This window comes from Caballeronia sordidicola (assembly GCF_001544455.2).
GTDB classification, from domain to species: Bacteria; Pseudomonadota; Gammaproteobacteria; order Burkholderiales; family Burkholderiaceae; genus Caballeronia; species Caballeronia sordidicola.
This window is the reverse complement of the sequence record NZ_FCOC02000003.1, coordinates 233,548-249,829: the sequence shown is the minus strand read 5'-3', so window position 1 is coordinate 249,829 and position 16,282 is coordinate 233,548. Positions and strand designations below refer to the sequence as shown.

Below are 16,282 nucleotides of genomic sequence, written 5' to 3'. Positions count from 1 at the left end.
TGGGTTTGTTGAAAAAATTCATGCGGTGGCTGCCGCCATCACGCGTTCCTGCGTGGCCTCGGCGCGCGTCATCTCGCCGTTCAATCGTCCTTCCCGAACCACCAGAATCCTGTCGCTGACTGCGAGCACTTCAAGCAGATCAGACGAGATGACAATGATCCCGATACCTTGCGAGGCCAGCCGCGCCAGCAGTGCATGCACTTCCGCTTTCGCACCGATATCGATACCGCGTGTGGGTTCATCGACAATCAGCACCTTCGGATTTCGCGCCACCCATTTGGCAATGACAATCTTCTGCTGATTGCCACCGCTCAAATTGACGACTTTCTGCTCCGTACCCGGCGTCTTGATCCCGAGACTTCGCACGAATTGCTTGCAGCTCTCTTCTTCCTTGGCGCGTTGCAAAAACTGAAAAGGCGAATAGCGTTTCAAATGCGTAAGGCTGAAGTTCTCGCGCACGCTCATTCCCAGTATCAGCCCTTGAGCCTTGCGGTCCTCAGTCACGAACCCAATGCCATGCTCAATGGCATCGTGAGGATTACGAATGCTCAGGCGTTTGCCATCGACGGCAATGCTTCCCGTGCATGGTCGAATGCCAAAAATCATTTCCATGATCTCCGTGCGCCCCGATCCAACCAGCCCCGCAACCCCGAGAATTTCTCCGCGATGCAGCGTGAAGTTGATATCCCTGATTCGCGCCTCGGCGCCCTTGGCCGCGCGCAGCGACAGATCGCGAACCTCAAGCACGGGAACCGTGCTTGCATGAGAACGGGTTGAGCCAGGATACAGGTCGCTCAGTTCACGATCGACCATCATGCGAACCAGCGAATCACGCGTAACCTCGGCTATGGGCGAGGTAGCGACGGTACGGCCGTCGCGCAAAACGCTTACGTAATCCGCCAGTTCGAATATCTCCTCGAGCCGGTGCGAGATATAGACCACCGCAATGTTGCGTTCGCGCAGCCGCTTGATCAGCCGCAGCAGCGTTCGTGTCTCGTGATGGCTGAGCGATGCAGTCGGTTCGTCCATGATGATGACCTTCGACTGATGCGCGAGCGCCTTCGCAATCTCGACCATTTGCTGCTGCCCCACGCTCAGTTCGCTGACACGCGTGGATGGATCGACATCCAGTTCGATGGTGTGGAGCATCGCGCGGGCCTCGTGCTCCATGCTTGGCCGGTCGAGCAAACCCAGGCGATTGAGCGGCTCTCGTGCAAGGAAAAGATTTTCCGCCACGCTGAGATTCTCTACGACAGACAGTTCCTGGTAAATGATGCCTATACCCAAAGCGCGCGCGTGATTGCCGTCGCGCATCTCGATCTCGTTGCCTTCTATCAGTATCTTTCCGCCCGGATCGGGCGCATAGATGCCCGTCAGGATTTTCATGAGCGTGCTCTTGCCTGCGCCGTTCTCCCCGGCGAGCGCGAGCACTTCGCCTTGCCGGATTTGAAGGTGCACGCCGTCCAGTGCTCTCACGCCGGGAAAGGTTTTGGAAATAGCGCGCATTTCCAGGAATGGCGTTGCCATGACGCTCCCTTGAGTAATGTTGCTTATTTCGTGTAGCTGCCAATATTGTCCTTGGTCACCACTGTCACGCCTGTGTCGATATCCTTGGGCGCTTCGCCCTTACCTTGAATTTGGGCGACCAGGTGATCGACCGCAAGCGAGCCCATGGTGACCGGCCGCTGGACCATGATCCCTTGAATGGAGCCGTCCTTGAGCGCCTTGAGTGTGTCGGGAAGATCGTCGAACGCGAGGACTTCCAGCTTGCCTTTCATCGCGCCAAACTCCTTCGTGTTCAGCACCTTCGATACCGCCGGGCCGCCAACCTGACTCACGCCAAAAATGCCCTTCAACTGCGGATGCGCGCGCAATGTCGTCTCGACGACCGACACACCTTTTGCAAGGTCGTCTTCCGTCCCCTGCGTTTCCACGATCTTGATGCCGGGGTACTTCGCCAAGCCCTTCTTGATGCCGGCAATGCGCTCGTTCAGGTTAACCGCGCCCAGTTGTCCGGTGATGATCGCGACCTCGCCGTTGCCACCCAGCGCTTTGCCCATGGTCTCGGCCATGGTTGCACCAGCCGATTCATTGTTCGTGCCGATATACATAGAGCGCCCGCTCTTGGGCGAATCAGAATCGAATGTCAGTACCTTGATGCCGCTTTGCTCCGCCCGTTTCATGACGCTCTCGACCGACTTGGGCTCATTCACCGAAATGGCGATACCGTCCACGTGCTTGGAAATCAGGTCCTCAATGATCTTGACCTGCGTGGACCCCTGCGTGTTTTGCGGCACGACCCATTGATATTTCACGCCGAGCTTGTCGGCAGATGTCTGCGCGCCCTTGTTGCAGTCATCGAAGAACGGAACGGCCACCTTTGGCACAACTGCAACGGAGATGTCCTTTGCGTCCTTGGCATGCGCCAACGTGCCGATACAAAGGGCAACCGTTGCCACGCCAATGCTCATTGCGCTGCGAATTGCTTGATCCATTTTCGTCTCCAAGGGTCTATTTTTAGTGGTGAAACAAAAGATCGGACGCAAGGCGCTCAACGTCCCTTTCGGCGCACGCGCCAGATATCGATACTGACCGCGAGCAGGATCACGCATCCTGTAATGGCCTGCTGCGCATAAGTATCGATATTCAAAAGAACCACACCGTTAGTGATGATCCCCGCAAGCGCCGCGCCGATAATGGCGCCCTCCACGCTGCCCGCGCCGCCGGAAAGACTCGCGCCGCCAATGGCAGCGGCCGCGATCACGTCGAGTTCGGCGCCAAACCCCGACGCAGGCTCCGCCGATACAAACCGCGAGAAGCTGACAATGCCCGCAATGGCCGCAATAAGGCCCGAGAGCGCATACACAATGAACTTGACGCGATACGTACGCACGCCGCTAAGACGCGCCGCCATTTCGTTGCCGCCTGTTGCGTAGACGTGCCGGCCGAAACGCGTTTGCCGCATCAGCACGGAGAAGCACAGGGTCATGACAATCATGATGATCACGGGGAACGGTACGAAGCCAACGTACCCCTGGCCAATGAACGTGAAACTGTCGGGAACATCCGGCGTAACCGGCACGCCCTTCGTAATCATGTACATCAGGCCGCGCCCGATGCTCAGCGTCCCCAGCGTGGCAATGAACGGCGGCAACTGAATCCATGTGATCAGCAAGCCGTTGAAGCATCCAACTGCAAGCCCGACCACGAGTCCCGCGATCACCGCGAGGACCGGACCCGCGCCATGCTGGAACGCCAACGCCGTCACAAGCGACGACAAGCCCATCACCGAACCCACCGACAAATCGATACCGCCCGTAATGATCACGAGCATCATGCCTATTGCCATGATGGCGATCAGCGAGAACGACCTGAAGACGCCCATCAAATTGTTGGTGGTGAGGAAATACGGCGAAAAGATACTGATCAGGATTCCGACCAGCAGCAATACCGAGAAGATATTCAGTTCGCGAATCTTGAGCAGGCCGCGCAAAGTGCCGGCGAATCCAGTCGCTTGCCGGTGCGGATTTTCTTTAGACGATATTGCGGCCACCGATGTCTCCTTGATCTGATTCTGGTTTGGAAGGATCGTAGGCGGCGGCGCCCGGCGCGTCTGTGACGAGCGTCATACATGTGGATCGGGGTTGTCCCTGATGCGTGACCTCGCGGGGACTATGAAGTTCGTCACAGAAGCGGCGCCCGGCCCTCTGTAACATGGTTCCTCACGATGAAACCGTCATAAAACCAGATCAGGAGCGCGAGACATGACGAAGCAAGTAATAGTGACCGGCGGCAGTGGACTGGCCGGCAAATGGGTCGTTGAAGATCTCGTGGCGCATGGCTACGAAGTATTGAATCTCGACCGCGTGCCAATGGCCAAGCCCATCGCACGCACATTGATTACCGACCTGACCGATGCAGGCCAAGTGTTCAACGCGTTGGCGTCGACGACCGTGCTCAAGGAGTTCGAAGACGATATCGAGCCCAAGCCTATCGACGCAATCGTCCATTTCGCGGCTATTCCGCGCATCCTGATCACACCCGACAATGAGGTCTTTCGCATCAACGTGATGGCGACCTATAACGTGCTCGACGCGGCATCCAAGCTTGGTATCAAGAAGGTGATCGTCGCTTCGAGTGAGACAACATATGGCGTGGTGTTCGCGCATCGGCACCGCAATCCCGAATATTTCCCTCTCGACGAAGAATATCCGGTCGACCCAATGGACAGCTACGCCATGTCCAAGGTGATCAACGAAGTCACCGCAAAAGCATTTCACGCGCGCACGGGCGCGGATATTTATTGCTTCCGGATTGGCAACGTACTGGATCCTGTCGACTATCAGAAATTCCCCGCGTGGCTGAAAGATCCGGGTCTGCGCAAGCGCATTGCATGGAGTTATATCGATGGCCGCGATCTGGCGACGGCATGCCGGCTCGGCATTGAAAAAGACGGGCTCGGATTCGAGGTCATGAACGTGGCGGCCGACGACGTTTCATCGGACCGGCCGACTGCGCAATTGCTGAACGAGTTTTATCCGGGCGTACCGGTGAAAAAGCAGATGGGCGAGTTCGAGACGCTGCTCAGCAACGAAAAGTTGAAGCGGCTGCTTGGCTGGCAGCAAAAATATAAATGGCGTGAGCAGGCAGCGCTCTAATGCGGGTGCCGGGGGTCACGCGTCATGTGCAAGCCCCGGCGTCCACTAGGACTCTTGTTTAAAGGCGCGAATGACATCGGCGAAACCGGAGTCCGCGCTCAAGCCCAGCTGCCTCCCGCGTGAAACGTCCCATGCGCCCGGCCAGCTCCCCACGATCTTCTCGATCTTCGGATCGGGCTTCCAGTCAATCAACGCAGCAACCTCTTCGCCCGCAACGTCCTTCAACGCAGCGACCATTTCCGTCACGCTGACCGACAACCCCGGCAGGTTGACCACGGGCCACAGACCTAACGCGGCTTGATCGAGCTCACAGCCGGCGATCAGCGATTCGATCGCCTTTTGCGGCGATAACAGCCACAAACGCGTGTCGCCATTGACCGGACAGATTGCACGTTCGCCGTTCAACGGCTCGCGAATGATGCCGCTTGCGAACGATGACGCAGCCGCGTTTGGCCGCCCCGGACGCACGCTGATCGTGGGCAAACGCAGCACACGTCCGTCTACAAAACCACGTCGAGAGTAATCGCACAGCAGCAGCTCGGCAATTGCCTTCTGCGTGCCATACGACGACTGCGGATTCAGCGCGGTATCGTCGCGAACCACATCCGGAAGCGTGCCGCCATACACCGCCACCGAGCTCGTGAACAGCACGCGCGGCGCATGCCCGAGCGTGCGGCATACATCGAGCAGCAAACGCGACGCGTCCAGGTTGATGCGCATGCCCAGATCGAAATCCGCTTCCGCCTGGCCGCTGACAATGGCTGCAAGGTGAAAGATCGCGTGCGTCCCGGTGCTGATGCATCGCTCGAGCACGCTTCGATCTGCTATATCGCCCGTCTCGACGCGCACGCGTTTGTCGTTCAAATCAGGCGGACGCACAACGTCGAGCAGCGTGAGCCCGGTGATTGGCTTGCCCATCAGCGTGCCGCGTTCAAGCAGGCCACGTGCGAGTCGCTGGCCAAGAAAACCGGCGCCGCCGGTAATGAGAATGTTCATGATCCCACTCACGCAGTTTGCAGATAAGGTTTAAGCCAGCCGAGGCCAGCCGAGGTCGACGCTTTCGGCCGGTACTCGCAGCCAATCCAGCCGTCATAGCCCAGCGAGTCAATCAGGTCGAAGAGATACGGATAATTCAGTTCGCCCACATCCGGTTCGTTGCGATCCGGCACGCCTGCAATCTGAATATGACCGATGCCAGCGTTCGGCCGCTTCATGTCGCGTTTGAGCTTGACTGCCAGATCGCCTTCCACGATCTGGCAGTGGTAACAATCGAATTGCACTTGCAGATTCGGCGCGCCCACTTCGTCGCAGATCGACTGCGCGTCGTCTTGCCGATTGAGGAAGAAACCAGGAATATCGCGCGTATTGATTGGCTCGATAACCACCGTGATTCCCACTGAACGCGCCGCTTTTGCGGCACGCTCCAGGTTCTTCAGATAAACCGCCCGATGCGCTTCGCGCGATTTCCCGGGACCGATCAGGCCGGCCATCACGTGCAGCGTCTTGTTACCTAGCACAGCGGTGTATTCCAGGGCTTTATCGAGCGCACGCGCAAACTCGTCCTCGCGTCCAGGCAGCGAGGCAATGCCGCGTTCCCCTGCAGCCCAGTCACCCGGCGGCGCATTGAACAGGGCCTGCGTGAGGCCATTTTCATCGAGACGGGTCCTGATGTCTGTCGCGGCGAAGTCGTACGGAAACAGGAATTCGACGCCCTTGAAGCCGTCCTTGGCAGCGGCGGCGAAACGGTCGAGGAACGCGTGCTCGGTGTACATCATCGTGAGGTTGGCGGCAAAACGAGGCATGACTATAGACTCCTTTTAGTTCAGCGATTCACGAGCTTGGCCGGCACAAGCCACGTAGCAATGGCGCCGATCACCAGCATGCCGGCGAGCACATACATGCCCGACGCAGTGCTGTGCGTCAGGTCCTTGAGATACCCGATCATGTACGGGCTCGCAAAGCCAGCAAGGTTTCCAATCGAATTGATCACCGCTATGCCGGCGGCGGCCGCCGCGCCGGACATGAAAGCCGTGGGCAGCGACCAGAAGAGCGGCGCGCAGGTCAGGACCCCGGCGGCGGCCACGGACAATGCAACAATCGATACCGCCGTGTTACCCGCGAACGACGCTGCAACCGAAAAGCCAACGGCGGCTGAAAGCGCCGGAACAATCAAATGCCAGCGGCGTTCACGGCGCTTATCAGCACTGTGACCGAGTACATTCATCACGACAATCGCAACCAGGAACGGAATTGCGCTTAACAAGCCGATATTAAACGCGCCCGTCACGCCCGTCGACTTGATGAAGGTGGGCATCCAGAACGTCAGTCCGTATTGACCCGTTACGAAGGCAAAATAAATCAGCGACATCCACCACATGCGGTTGTCGGAAAACAGCGCGCGCAGAGAATGCTTCGTGCTATCCCCTTCGTGTTTCGGCTGGGCGCTGATTTCGTGTTCCAGCAAACGCTTTTCCGGTTCCGTCAACCAAGTCGCGCTGCGGATGTTGTTGTCGAGATAAAGAATGGTCGCGACGCCGATCAGCAACGCGGGGATCGCTTCAATGAGAAACATCCACTGCCAGCCTTCGAAGTGCCGGCTATCCGAAAAGCTCTGCATGATCCAGCCGGACAGCGGATTGCCGAAGATGCCCGCGACCGGAATAGCCGACATGAATACCGCGACAATCTTCGCGCGCCGGTGCGACGGAAACCAGTAGGTCAGATACAGGATCACGCCCGGATAGAAACCGGCCTCTGCGAGACCCAGCAGAAAACGCAGGACATAGAATTGCGTGGGCGTCTTTACGAAAACGAAGAGTGCGGAAAGGATGCCCCATGTGATCATGATCCGTGCAATCCAGATCCGCGCGCCGATCTTGTGCATGAGAATATTGCTTGGCAGTTCGAACAGAAAATAACCAAGAAAAAATACGCCCGCACCGAGACCGAACACCGTTTCGCTGAACCCGAGATCCTGCGACATCTGCAGCTTGGCGAAACCTACATTCACTCGGTCAAGATAAGCGACCACATAACATAGCATGAGGAACGGCACGATGCGCCAAAAGACTTTCTTGTAGGTGCGCGCCAGATCTTTTTCGTCGTAGGGGGCAGCTACGGGCGTTCGCGCGCTGCCGGGCGGCACGGCGTGGTCAGGGGTCATGCTTGTCTCCAGGATTGAGGTGGGTGATCAGACCTGCTTCGCTACCATCGCGCGTTGAAGGTCTTGCGCAAGTCCTCGATAGCCGCTTCTGCGAGCGGCTCGGGAAGCGGTGCATCGGTCGAAAGCGCCAGCATCCAGAGCCGCGCGGTTTCCTCCAGTTCTTCCAGCGCGTAGGACGCATGGCTCACCGATTTTTCCCATACCACCGGCCCAAGCCGTTCCAGCAGCACGCCGCGCACCTTCGATGCAAGCGCCGCGACTTCTTCGGCGACGGCAGGGTCTCCTGGGCGCCGGTATGCAATCAGCGGCACATGACCGACCTTCATTACGTAGTACGGCGTAATGGGCGGCAGCACGTCCTCCTTGCGCCACACGCCCGCAAGAGTCAACGCGACGAGATGTGTGGAATGCGTGTGAACCACGCCGTGCGTTTCGCTGTTGTTCTCATAGATCCGTCGATGCAAGGCCAGCGTCTTGGAGGGCTTGCCGCCCGACACATGATTGCCCGCGCTATCGACCTTGGAGATATCGGCCGGATCGAGCCGCCCCAAGCATGCATCGGTGGGCGTGATGAGCCAGCCGTCGTCAATGCGTGCGCTGATGTTGCCTGCGCTGCCAACCGTGTACCGGCGTTCATAGAGGCTTGCGCCTGTCGTGCAGATTTCTTCGCGGATGCGGGTTTCGGTAGTCGTCACGATCAGGCCGCTCCGTCCAGCGCCTTCAACGCTTTCGCGAAGAAATCCTTCGCGCCGAAATTGCCGGACTTCAATGCAAGACCAACGGGTTCATCGCCAATGGATTGCGTCGCGGGCACGCCCGGATCGATCTGTGCGCCAATGCGCAACGACTTCACGCCCAGCGCCTGCACCACGGCGCCCGAGGTCTCGCCACCCGCAACCACGAACTTGCGCACGCCGGCATCGCGCAGCTTCCATGCGATCGATGCCAACGCCTGCTCGACCAGATGCCCCGCTTTTTCTACGCCGAGTTCCTTCTGCACGGCCTTCACTTCGTCGGGCGTCGACGTGGCATAGATCAGCACGGGTTGTGGGGAATGCTCCGCTGCAAATGCGAGCGCCTGTTCTACAACAGGCTCGCCGCGCGAAAGCGCGAGCGGATCGATGCGAAAGCCCGGCTTTGTCTCGCGCCACAATGCGACCTGTTCGTTGGTCGCCTTCGATGCACTGCCTGCCAGCACGACCGATCGTCCTTCCATCTTCGGCAAACCGGCTGCGTGTTCTGCCTCGGCCAAACCATTCGTCGCGCGGAAATTGCGCGGCAAGCCAAGCGCAATGCCCGACCCTCCCGTGATCAGTTTCAGTTCCGAACACGCTTCGCCGAGCACATGAAGATCAGCATCGGAAATGGCATCGGCGATGGCAAGCCGCACGCCATCGCGCTTCAATGCCGCGATCTTTTCGCGCACGGCTTGCGCGCCTTTCGCAATCACGTCATACGCTACGAGTCCGACCTTCGATTTTGTCTGCTGCTGCAACACGCGCACGAGATTCGCGTCGGTCATTGGTGTGAGCGGATGATTCTGCATACCGGACTCGTTCAACAGCACATCGCCGACAAACAAATATCCGCGATAAATCGTGCGCCCATTCTCAGGAAACGCGGGACATGCGATTGTGAAGTCGTCACCGAGTGCATCGAGCAATGCATCCGCGACCGGACCTATGTTGCCGTCAGCGGTGGAATCGAAAGTGGAGCAGTACTTGAACAGGAACTGCCGGCAACCTTGCGCGCGCAGCCATTCGAGCGCGGCCAGCGACTGCGCGATTGCGTCCGCTGCGGAAATTGTGCGTGACTTCAAGGCGACGATCAGCGCATCGGCTTCGATTGCCGTATCCGTCTGCGGCACGCCTATGGTCTGCACCGCGCGCATGCCGCCGCGCACGAGCATGTTGGCAAGGTCGGTCGCACCGGTGAAGTCGTCGGCAATGCAGCCTAGCAGGGCTTGGGTCATCACTTCGCTCCTTTCGGCACATCGATGCCTGGGAAAATCTTGATTACCGCCGAGTCGTCCTCGCCGCCGTGTCCGGCCGTGGACGCCATCATGAACATCTGATGCGCGGCCGCGGATAACGGCAGCGGAAATTTGGAAGCGCGCGCAGTATCGAGAACGAGGCCGAGATCCTTAACGAAGATATCGACGGCGGAAAGCGGCGTGTAGTCGCCAGCGAGAATATGCGGTACGCGGTTCTCGAACATCCATGAGTTGCCTGCGCTATGCGTGATGACGTCGTAGAGCGCGTCGGCGTCCACGCCCTCGCGCAGGCCAAGCGCCATGGCTTCGGCGGCCGCGGCAATATGCACGCCGGCAAGCAACTGGTTGATGATCTTGACCTTCGATCCCTTGCCGTGTGTTTCGCCCAATCTGTACACCTTGCCCGCAATCGCCCCGAGCACGTCCTCACATGCGGCATATGCGGCAGCGGGACCGGAGGTCATCATCGTCATTTCGCCCGATGCCGCACGGGCGGCGCCCCCCGACAAAGGCGCGTCCAGCATCTGGAGACCGGCCGCCTCCACGCGCTTTCCCAGTTCAATCGCAAACGCCGGAGACACCGTCGCGCATGCGAGCACAACGCCGCCACGCTTCATCGATGCAACCGCGCCCGGTTGTGTGTCAGTGCCGAACAGCACGGCCTCCGTCTGCGCCGCGTTGACCACAACCGTGACCACTGCGTCGCAGTGACTGCCCAATTCCGCAGACGTGGCACACGCGATTCCGCCCTCACTTGCAAAGGCTTCGAGCACTTGCGCGCGCACATCGCACGCGTGCACCTTGAAGCCCGCGCGCAATAGCGAGCGAGCGACGCCCAGACCCATGGCGCCCAGGCCGATCACCCCTACGTTTCTCGACATTTCGTCGTCCTCATAATAGCTCTGTCAGCAGATGCCGGCTTCCGCGAGGCGGCGAGCGGCGTTGTACAGGTGAGTCTGAGCGGCGCTGCGTGCGGCGAGCGGATCGCGTGCGCGAATGGCGGCGGCAATGCGTGCATGCTCCTCACGCACTTGCCGCGAAAAATCCTCGCGCAGCGCTTCATTGCGGCGCGTGACCAGCGTGCCGGCCTCAAGATACTGATTCAGGAAAGCGAGCGTGGTCAGGAAGTAGGGATTGCCCGTGGCGCTCGCGATCGCGCGATGAAACTCCACGTCCTCGGTAACACCGTCGTTGCCTTGCGCCACAGCGACATCGATTTGCGCCAGCTTGGCTTCAATGATGTCCATCTGTTCGTCGGTCCGGCGCATGGCCGCTTCGGCCGCCACTTCCGCCTCAATAGCGCGCCGCAGCGCCAATATCTGCACGACCGCGCCCGGCTCGACCGCCTGCGCGTAATCAATGCGCAGCGGCCGGATGCCCGCTCGCTCGACAATGAAAACGCCGCTGCCTTGCCGCGGCTCAACCATGCCTTCGTTCTTGAGCCGGGAAATCGCTTCGCGCACGACGGTCCGGCTGACGCCGAATTCCTGCGCCAGCACAGCTTCGGTCGGCAGTTTGCCGGTGCTGGCGAAACCACCCTTTTCGATTTGAAGCAAGAGCTGTTGCGCGACGGAATCGCTCAGCGCCCGTGCTGGAATTTTCTCGAACATGACCGCAACGAATCAGATTTGTTAGGTGATGTGGTCATCATACAAATTTTCAGCAAGACAGAGATACTGCGGAAAACCCTCGGTGAAGAGGCGCGAGATGCGACTGAGGAGCGTCATGACTAACTTACAGGTTAAAAAAGTGCCCTATTTACCTTTCGTCTCGCCGCCGCATGAAAACTGTGTGATCGATCCTTCAGCGCGAACGCGCGGCATTCTTTAACGCGGCGATCGTTTGAGAATTTTTTTCAATCGATGGGAATAGCCGGGAAGCGGCAGTGTTAGCACTTGCACGTACCACTTATATCCCGGAGTTTTAAAATGAAGGTTCCTGCAAAATTATTCTTGTCGCTGATCGCAAGCGCATTGGTTTCAACCGGCGCACTCGCGCAGCAAACACAGCAAGCGCAGGATCAGTCCGCTGCGCCCGCTGCCATGACCGCGTCCGCTGCCGCTCATGGGCCGATCAAGAACATCGTGCTCGTGCATGGCGCATTCGTGGGCGGAGCGGGATGGCGGCCTGTCTACGACATCCTGACCAAGGACGGTTATCACGTGAGCCTCGTTCAGGAGCCCTTGACATCGTTCGGGGAAGACGTCACCGCGGCCAGGCGAGTCCTCGACCGGCAGGACGGTCCGGCCGTGCTCGTGGGTCACAGCTATGGTGGCGCAATCATCACGGAAGCCGGCAACGATCCTCATGTGAAGGCGCTCGTCTACATCGCGGCGCATGCGCTCGACGTGGGTGAAACCGAAGTGAGCAACGGCAAGAAGTATCCGAACTCGACCAAGGCCGTGGTGAAGACGCCGGACGGTTTCCTGTTCCTGAACCCGGCCGATTACCCCGCTGACTTCGCCGCCGACCTTCCGCTCAAGCAAGCCCAGTTCGAAGCGAATGCGCAGATGCCCACGGCGGCGTCGGTCTTCACTGGCGAGATCGCCGACCCGGCATGGAAGACAAAGCCGAGCTGGTACATGGTCGCGAAGGCGGACAAGATCATCAACCCGGATCTGGAACGCATGTACGCCGCGCGCGCCCATAGCCATACCGTCGAAATTCCGGGGGCGAGCCACTCGGTTTATGAATCGCATCCGAAAGAAGTGGCAGCGTTGATCGAACAGGCTGCACAGCACGCGCAGGATCAGAGCTAGGCGTTCGCACGACGAACAACGAACACGCGATGCAAACATGTACAGGGCTTGCATCGCGTGATCCGGTCTTGTCAGAATTGCCCATAAAAATGCAAAACTGAATTGCCGTTTTCGGAGAGTCCTCCGCACGGCGCGGCTGCGCGCCATGGCGTGATGGTGCGCAGCCGGATAAAACGTAATTGGCGTTGAGCCACGCGCGCTTTTGAGATAAATTAAAAACAACTCGCGTTCTCCACGAAAGTTGTTGCCAAACATTTTCAGCGAGCCAGGGGTGGCAAGTACACTTGCAGCCCCGCTTCAAATACTTTCCCGTGATGGCATGCATGTTCAAGCCATCATTCGTACATCGCTTCACCTTGCGGCTTTATTGGCCGCCCAGCGCCAACGTCGCAATATCGTCGTTGCTCGCTTCGGTTTCAATTTCAGCAAACCCCATCCGCCTGTACCACCCGTATGCGACCTCGTTGCAGCGAAAGACGTGCAGGTAAAGCGGCCTCCCCAGCTTCTCCGATAACAACAGCACGTCGCCAAGCAACTGGCGGCCGATGGCTTGCCGCTGCATCGCGGGCACGATGCACAGCATGCGCAGCCACACCAGATCCGGTTCGACCTCCCAGTGAACGAACCCACAGCGCTCGCCACCCCGAAGCGCAATGCTGCATGATCCTTGCCGAAGGCTTTTCGCGAATCCGTTTCGTTGCGCATGCTCGTCCCAACCGGTCGTGCGCGTAACGAAACCAATCATGGTTTGCTTGTAGGTCTCGTACAACCACGCCGAGTCCGCCGATACAGCCTGCCGTATGTCAAGGTTCATTTGTTTAAAAGCAGGTTCACTGTCCTATAGAATAGTGCGTTTTGCCCGGATGCCTATGTGGTTCAAGAACCTTCAGATTCATCGCCTTCCGGCCCCTTGGGCCGTCACTCCCGAACAAATCGAAAAGTGGCTTACGCCTCATGCGTTCCAGCCCGGCGGCGGCGTGGAAATGCAAAGCCACGGCTGGGCGTCGCCGCGTGATGATGGCTCGCTTGTCTACGCCAACAACCGCCAGATGCTGCTCGTCGCGCGTGCGGAAAAGAAGCTGCTGCCGGCGTCGGTGGTGACGCAGTTCGTCAAGGAACGCGCCGCCGAACTCGAAGAGCAGCAGGGATTCAAGCCTGGCCGCAAGCAAATGCGCGAACTCAAGGAGCAAGTCACCGACGAACTTCTGCCGCGCGCTTTCAGCATTCGTCGCGACACGCGGGTGTGGATCGATACAGTGAACGGCTGGCTTGTCATCGATGCCGCGTCGCCCACGCTCGCGGACGACATCCTCGGCCTGCTCGTGAAATCCATCGATCAATTGCCGCTTGCAAGCGTGCGTGCAGCCATGGCGCCGGTCGCGGCAATGACCGACTGGCTGCTCTCCGGCGAAGCGCCGGGCGGCTTTTCGCTCGATCAGGACACGGAGCTGCGCGCAAGCGGCGAGGGTAACGCCACGGTGCGTTATGTCGGCCATGCGCTCGAGATCGACGACATGCGCCGCCACATAGAAGCGGGCAAACAATGCATGCGCCTCGCAATGACGTGGCGGGACAGGATCTCGTTCGTGCTGACGCCATCGCTCACCATCAAGCGCGTTACGCCGCTCGACGTCATCAAGGACGCAGCAGATCCGACCGCGCACAACGACGACGAAGTCTTCGATTCCGACTTCACGCTGATGACAGGTGAACTGGCGAAGATGCTCGCGGATATCATCGATGCGCTTGGCGGTGAGCAGGACACGCTATCCAAAGCCGCCGCGTGAACGCTTAGTCCGGTATTGAAACCGCCTTGACGACGACCTGCGATCTCGTGTCCCGTGCAATGCGTTTCAACACCGGCTGCATGGCGGCGAACTCGGCGGCCGAGCACACTTGCTTGCCGAAGTTCGCCTGCATATGACGCTCGGCCTGAAGCGTGCTGGTCGCGGGATCGAAGACATAGCGCGATGAGTATGTGAGGAACGTGTCGGCTATGCTGGTATCGGCGGGAAGGTCGGTCACGCGCACGGTCTTCGGAAGGCTGAGCTGCGCAACTTCGTTGAAGCTGCCGCCCGTGCATACGAACGGTTGGGTGCGAACGCGTTCGGCAAGCAGGTAATCGACCTGCGAGGCTATGCCGCCCGACAGGCTCGTCAACGCCGGCAACGCCGTGGTTCCGGTTGGCCATACCACATCGTCCAGCGTGCCGCGCAAGGTTGTTGTCACGGGCGTACCCGTGGCGTCCAGGTCGCTCGCCGTGAGGCTTGCCGTGCCGCGCAGCCCTGTTGCACGCAGGCGGGCATCGGCAATCTGCTGGCGGCGTTGAGGCGCGGCGTGCCGCAGGTTCGCGCGCTCGGGCCCGGCGCTCCATCCGCCATCTTCCACTTGCGACGAAAACAACGCCGATCCATCCGGCGCGACCGCGATCTGCAACCGCACATTGCGCGATAACGGCTGCGTGGACGGCGTGCGCGAGAGCGTGCCATCGCCAACAAGCAACACCGGACGATCCATTTCCGCAAGCGGCAAATATCCGAACTCGACCGTGGAAGCCGTGGCGTCGGCATACATCCCAAGACCCGGAAGCCACGTGATGATGTGATTGACCGCGGCCGCGCCATAACCGGGCACCGAGGGCAGCGTGTACACCGATCCGAGCGCAATCAGCGCGGGCTGGTTCTCGATACCCACCGCCGACAACAACGCGCCATACAGCGCAACATAGTCCTTGCAGTCCCCATAGCGGTTCGCGAGAATCTCCGTCGCCTTGTGCGGCACCGCCGGACTTTGCCCGATATAAAGCGATACGTAGCGGATATTGTGACGAACCCAGTCATAGAGTGTCGCGGCCTTTTCGCGCGGGCCGGCGTCGTTACGTGTCAGCGACTCGGCCAGGTTACGAATGGCGGGATCGTTTGCGCTCGGGTCAATCGCGGCATCGCGATAACTGGCCGCAAAGCTTTTGTAGTCGGCAAAGGTCGAGACCATCAAGCGGTCGCCATATTGCACATATCCAACCGCACCGGCTTCGACGCGGTCGTAATGCAGGTCGCTATAAGTGAATTCGTAGCGCGTGCGGCCGTTGCGCGTCACCGCGGGCAAGGCCGTGTAGCCGCGTGCATCGGCGTAAAGCGGCTTGCCTTCGGGCAGATCGAAGATCAGCGTCTGGCTTTGTACCGGGCCGCGGCTCGGTTCCACGAAATAGTCGAACTGGCCGGGAATGACGGACTTCGACAGCGTCTTGTGAAAGCGCAGATGCACGGTCGAGCCGGCATCGACGGCAGGAAAGATCACGGCTTTCAGGCGTGCATCGGCGAAGGTGGGCGCACCCGCCGAACGCGGCTCCTGGATTTCACGGATCTGGTCGGGCGCGACGTCGTGGCGGACGCCGTCCGCGCTGACGGAATACGCCTCGCTGATTTGAACCGTCGACGTGGATTTGTCGAACCAGATATAGCGCTGCGCAATATCGCCGATACCCGCCGCTGTGTTCGCCTTGAGCGTGGTTTCGTCGTCCTCGGTGAGCGAGCCATCTTCGGCCACGACGAAGACATGCACGTCGCGGATGGTGGTCGACGGCTGCTCGGTTTCCATGGCGTCGGCCGCGAAAGCGGGGCGAAGCATGCACGCGAGCAATGCGGCAAGCAGCAGATGGGAAGTCATGAACCTGGTAGCGCTCCGCCTCGGAATTGGACGCTCGAATCGT

The 16,282-nt window shown here is 59.5% G+C and carries 15 protein-coding genes; 3 read left to right on the top strand and 12 right to left on the bottom strand.

What is annotated here, in order from left to right:
- Positions 1-18: 18 nt before the first annotated feature.
- The 3 genes from AWB64_RS07450 to AWB64_RS07440 form a co-directional block, all read right to left on the bottom strand.
- Entirely contained in the window at positions 19-1,527 is a 1,509-nt protein-coding gene (locus AWB64_RS07450) for a sugar ABC transporter ATP-binding protein (protein WP_060818058.1), read from the bottom strand.
- 23 nt (positions 1,528-1,550) lie between these two features.
- The gene (locus tag AWB64_RS07445) at positions 1,551-2,471 is read right to left on the bottom strand and encodes a sugar-binding protein (protein ID WP_099050505.1); all 921 of its coding nucleotides are present in this window, start codon (positions 2,469-2,471) and stop codon (positions 1,551-1,553) included.
- A gap of 80 nt (positions 2,472-2,551) precedes the next feature.
- Positions 2,552-3,553 (bottom strand): ABC transporter permease, encoded by a 1,002-nt coding sequence (locus AWB64_RS07440; protein WP_060818056.1) that lies wholly within the window; start codon positions 3,551-3,553, stop codon positions 2,552-2,554.
- Positions 3,554-3,764: 211 nt separating this feature from the next.
- Here AWB64_RS07440 and AWB64_RS07435 point away from each other — a divergent pair, with 211 nt between their 5' ends.
- A complete protein-coding gene (locus tag AWB64_RS07435) occupies positions 3,765-4,658 on the top strand; it encodes an NAD-dependent epimerase/dehydratase family protein (RefSeq protein WP_060818055.1) in 894 nt (297 codons plus the stop codon).
- Positions 4,659-4,703: 45 nt separating this feature from the next.
- On the opposite strand, the gene denD is transcribed toward AWB64_RS07435, so the two are convergent.
- Genes denD through AWB64_RS07400 form a run of 7 tightly spaced genes read right to left on the bottom strand, consistent with a single transcriptional unit; the run spans position 4,704 to position 11,424 of the window.
- The gene (gene denD / locus AWB64_RS07430; RefSeq protein WP_060818054.1) at positions 4,704-5,654 is read right to left on the bottom strand and encodes a D-erythronate dehydrogenase; all 951 of its coding nucleotides are present in this window, start codon (positions 5,652-5,654) and stop codon (positions 4,704-4,706) included.
- A gap of 8 nt (positions 5,655-5,662) precedes the next feature.
- The gene (gene otnI / locus AWB64_RS07425; RefSeq protein ID WP_060818053.1) at positions 5,663-6,460 is read right to left on the bottom strand and encodes a 2-oxo-tetronate isomerase; all 798 of its coding nucleotides are present in this window, start codon (positions 6,458-6,460) and stop codon (positions 5,663-5,665) included.
- A gap of 20 nt (positions 6,461-6,480) precedes the next feature.
- A complete protein-coding gene (locus AWB64_RS07420) occupies positions 6,481-7,821 on the bottom strand; it encodes an MFS transporter (protein WP_060818052.1) in 1,341 nt (446 codons plus the stop codon).
- A 41-nt stretch (positions 7,822-7,862) separates the two neighbouring features.
- A complete protein-coding gene (otnC, locus tag AWB64_RS07415) occupies positions 7,863-8,516 on the bottom strand; it encodes a 3-oxo-tetronate 4-phosphate decarboxylase (RefSeq protein ID WP_060818051.1) in 654 nt (217 codons plus the stop codon).
- Between the two features lie 2 nt (positions 8,517-8,518).
- Positions 8,519-9,793: a 3-oxo-tetronate kinase gene (gene otnK / locus AWB64_RS07410; RefSeq protein ID WP_060818050.1), complete on the bottom strand. Its 1,275-nt coding sequence runs from the start codon at positions 9,791-9,793 to the stop codon at positions 8,519-8,521.
- Complete coding sequence (gene ltnD / locus AWB64_RS07405) at positions 9,793-10,695, bottom strand: L-threonate dehydrogenase (protein WP_060818049.1); 903 nt, start codon at positions 10,693-10,695, stop codon at positions 9,793-9,795. Before ltnD ends, otnK begins: the two co-directional genes overlap by 1 nt.
- 24 nt (positions 10,696-10,719) lie before the next feature.
- A complete protein-coding gene (locus tag AWB64_RS07400; protein ID WP_060818048.1) occupies positions 10,720-11,424 on the bottom strand; it encodes a FadR/GntR family transcriptional regulator in 705 nt (234 codons plus the stop codon).
- Positions 11,425-11,742: 318 nt separating this feature from the next.
- Between AWB64_RS07400 and AWB64_RS07395 the strand changes: the two genes are divergently transcribed.
- Positions 11,743-12,573, top strand: a complete 831-nt coding sequence (locus AWB64_RS07395; RefSeq protein ID WP_082850392.1) for an alpha/beta hydrolase — start codon at positions 11,743-11,745, stop codon at positions 12,571-12,573.
- A 364-nt stretch (positions 12,574-12,937) separates the two neighbouring features.
- Here the strand turns inward: AWB64_RS07395 and AWB64_RS07390 are convergent, their stop codons facing one another.
- Positions 12,938-13,387 (bottom strand): GNAT family N-acetyltransferase, encoded by a 450-nt coding sequence (locus AWB64_RS07390; RefSeq protein WP_060818047.1) that lies wholly within the window; start codon positions 13,385-13,387, stop codon positions 12,938-12,940.
- Between the two features lie 55 nt (positions 13,388-13,442).
- Here AWB64_RS07390 and AWB64_RS07385 point away from each other — a divergent pair, with 55 nt between their 5' ends.
- Positions 13,443-14,360 carry a recombination-associated protein RdgC gene (locus tag AWB64_RS07385; protein WP_060818046.1) on the top strand — a complete coding sequence of 306 codons (918 nt, stop codon included), beginning with the start codon at positions 13,443-13,445 and terminating at the stop codon, positions 14,358-14,360.
- Positions 14,361-14,364: 4 nt separating this feature from the next.
- Here AWB64_RS07385 and AWB64_RS07380 read toward each other — a convergent pair whose 3' ends face one another.
- Entirely contained in the window at positions 14,365-16,239 is a 1,875-nt protein-coding gene (locus tag AWB64_RS07380; RefSeq protein WP_060818045.1) for a DUF3857 domain-containing transglutaminase family protein, read from the bottom strand.
- Positions 16,240-16,282 lie beyond the last annotated feature (43 nt).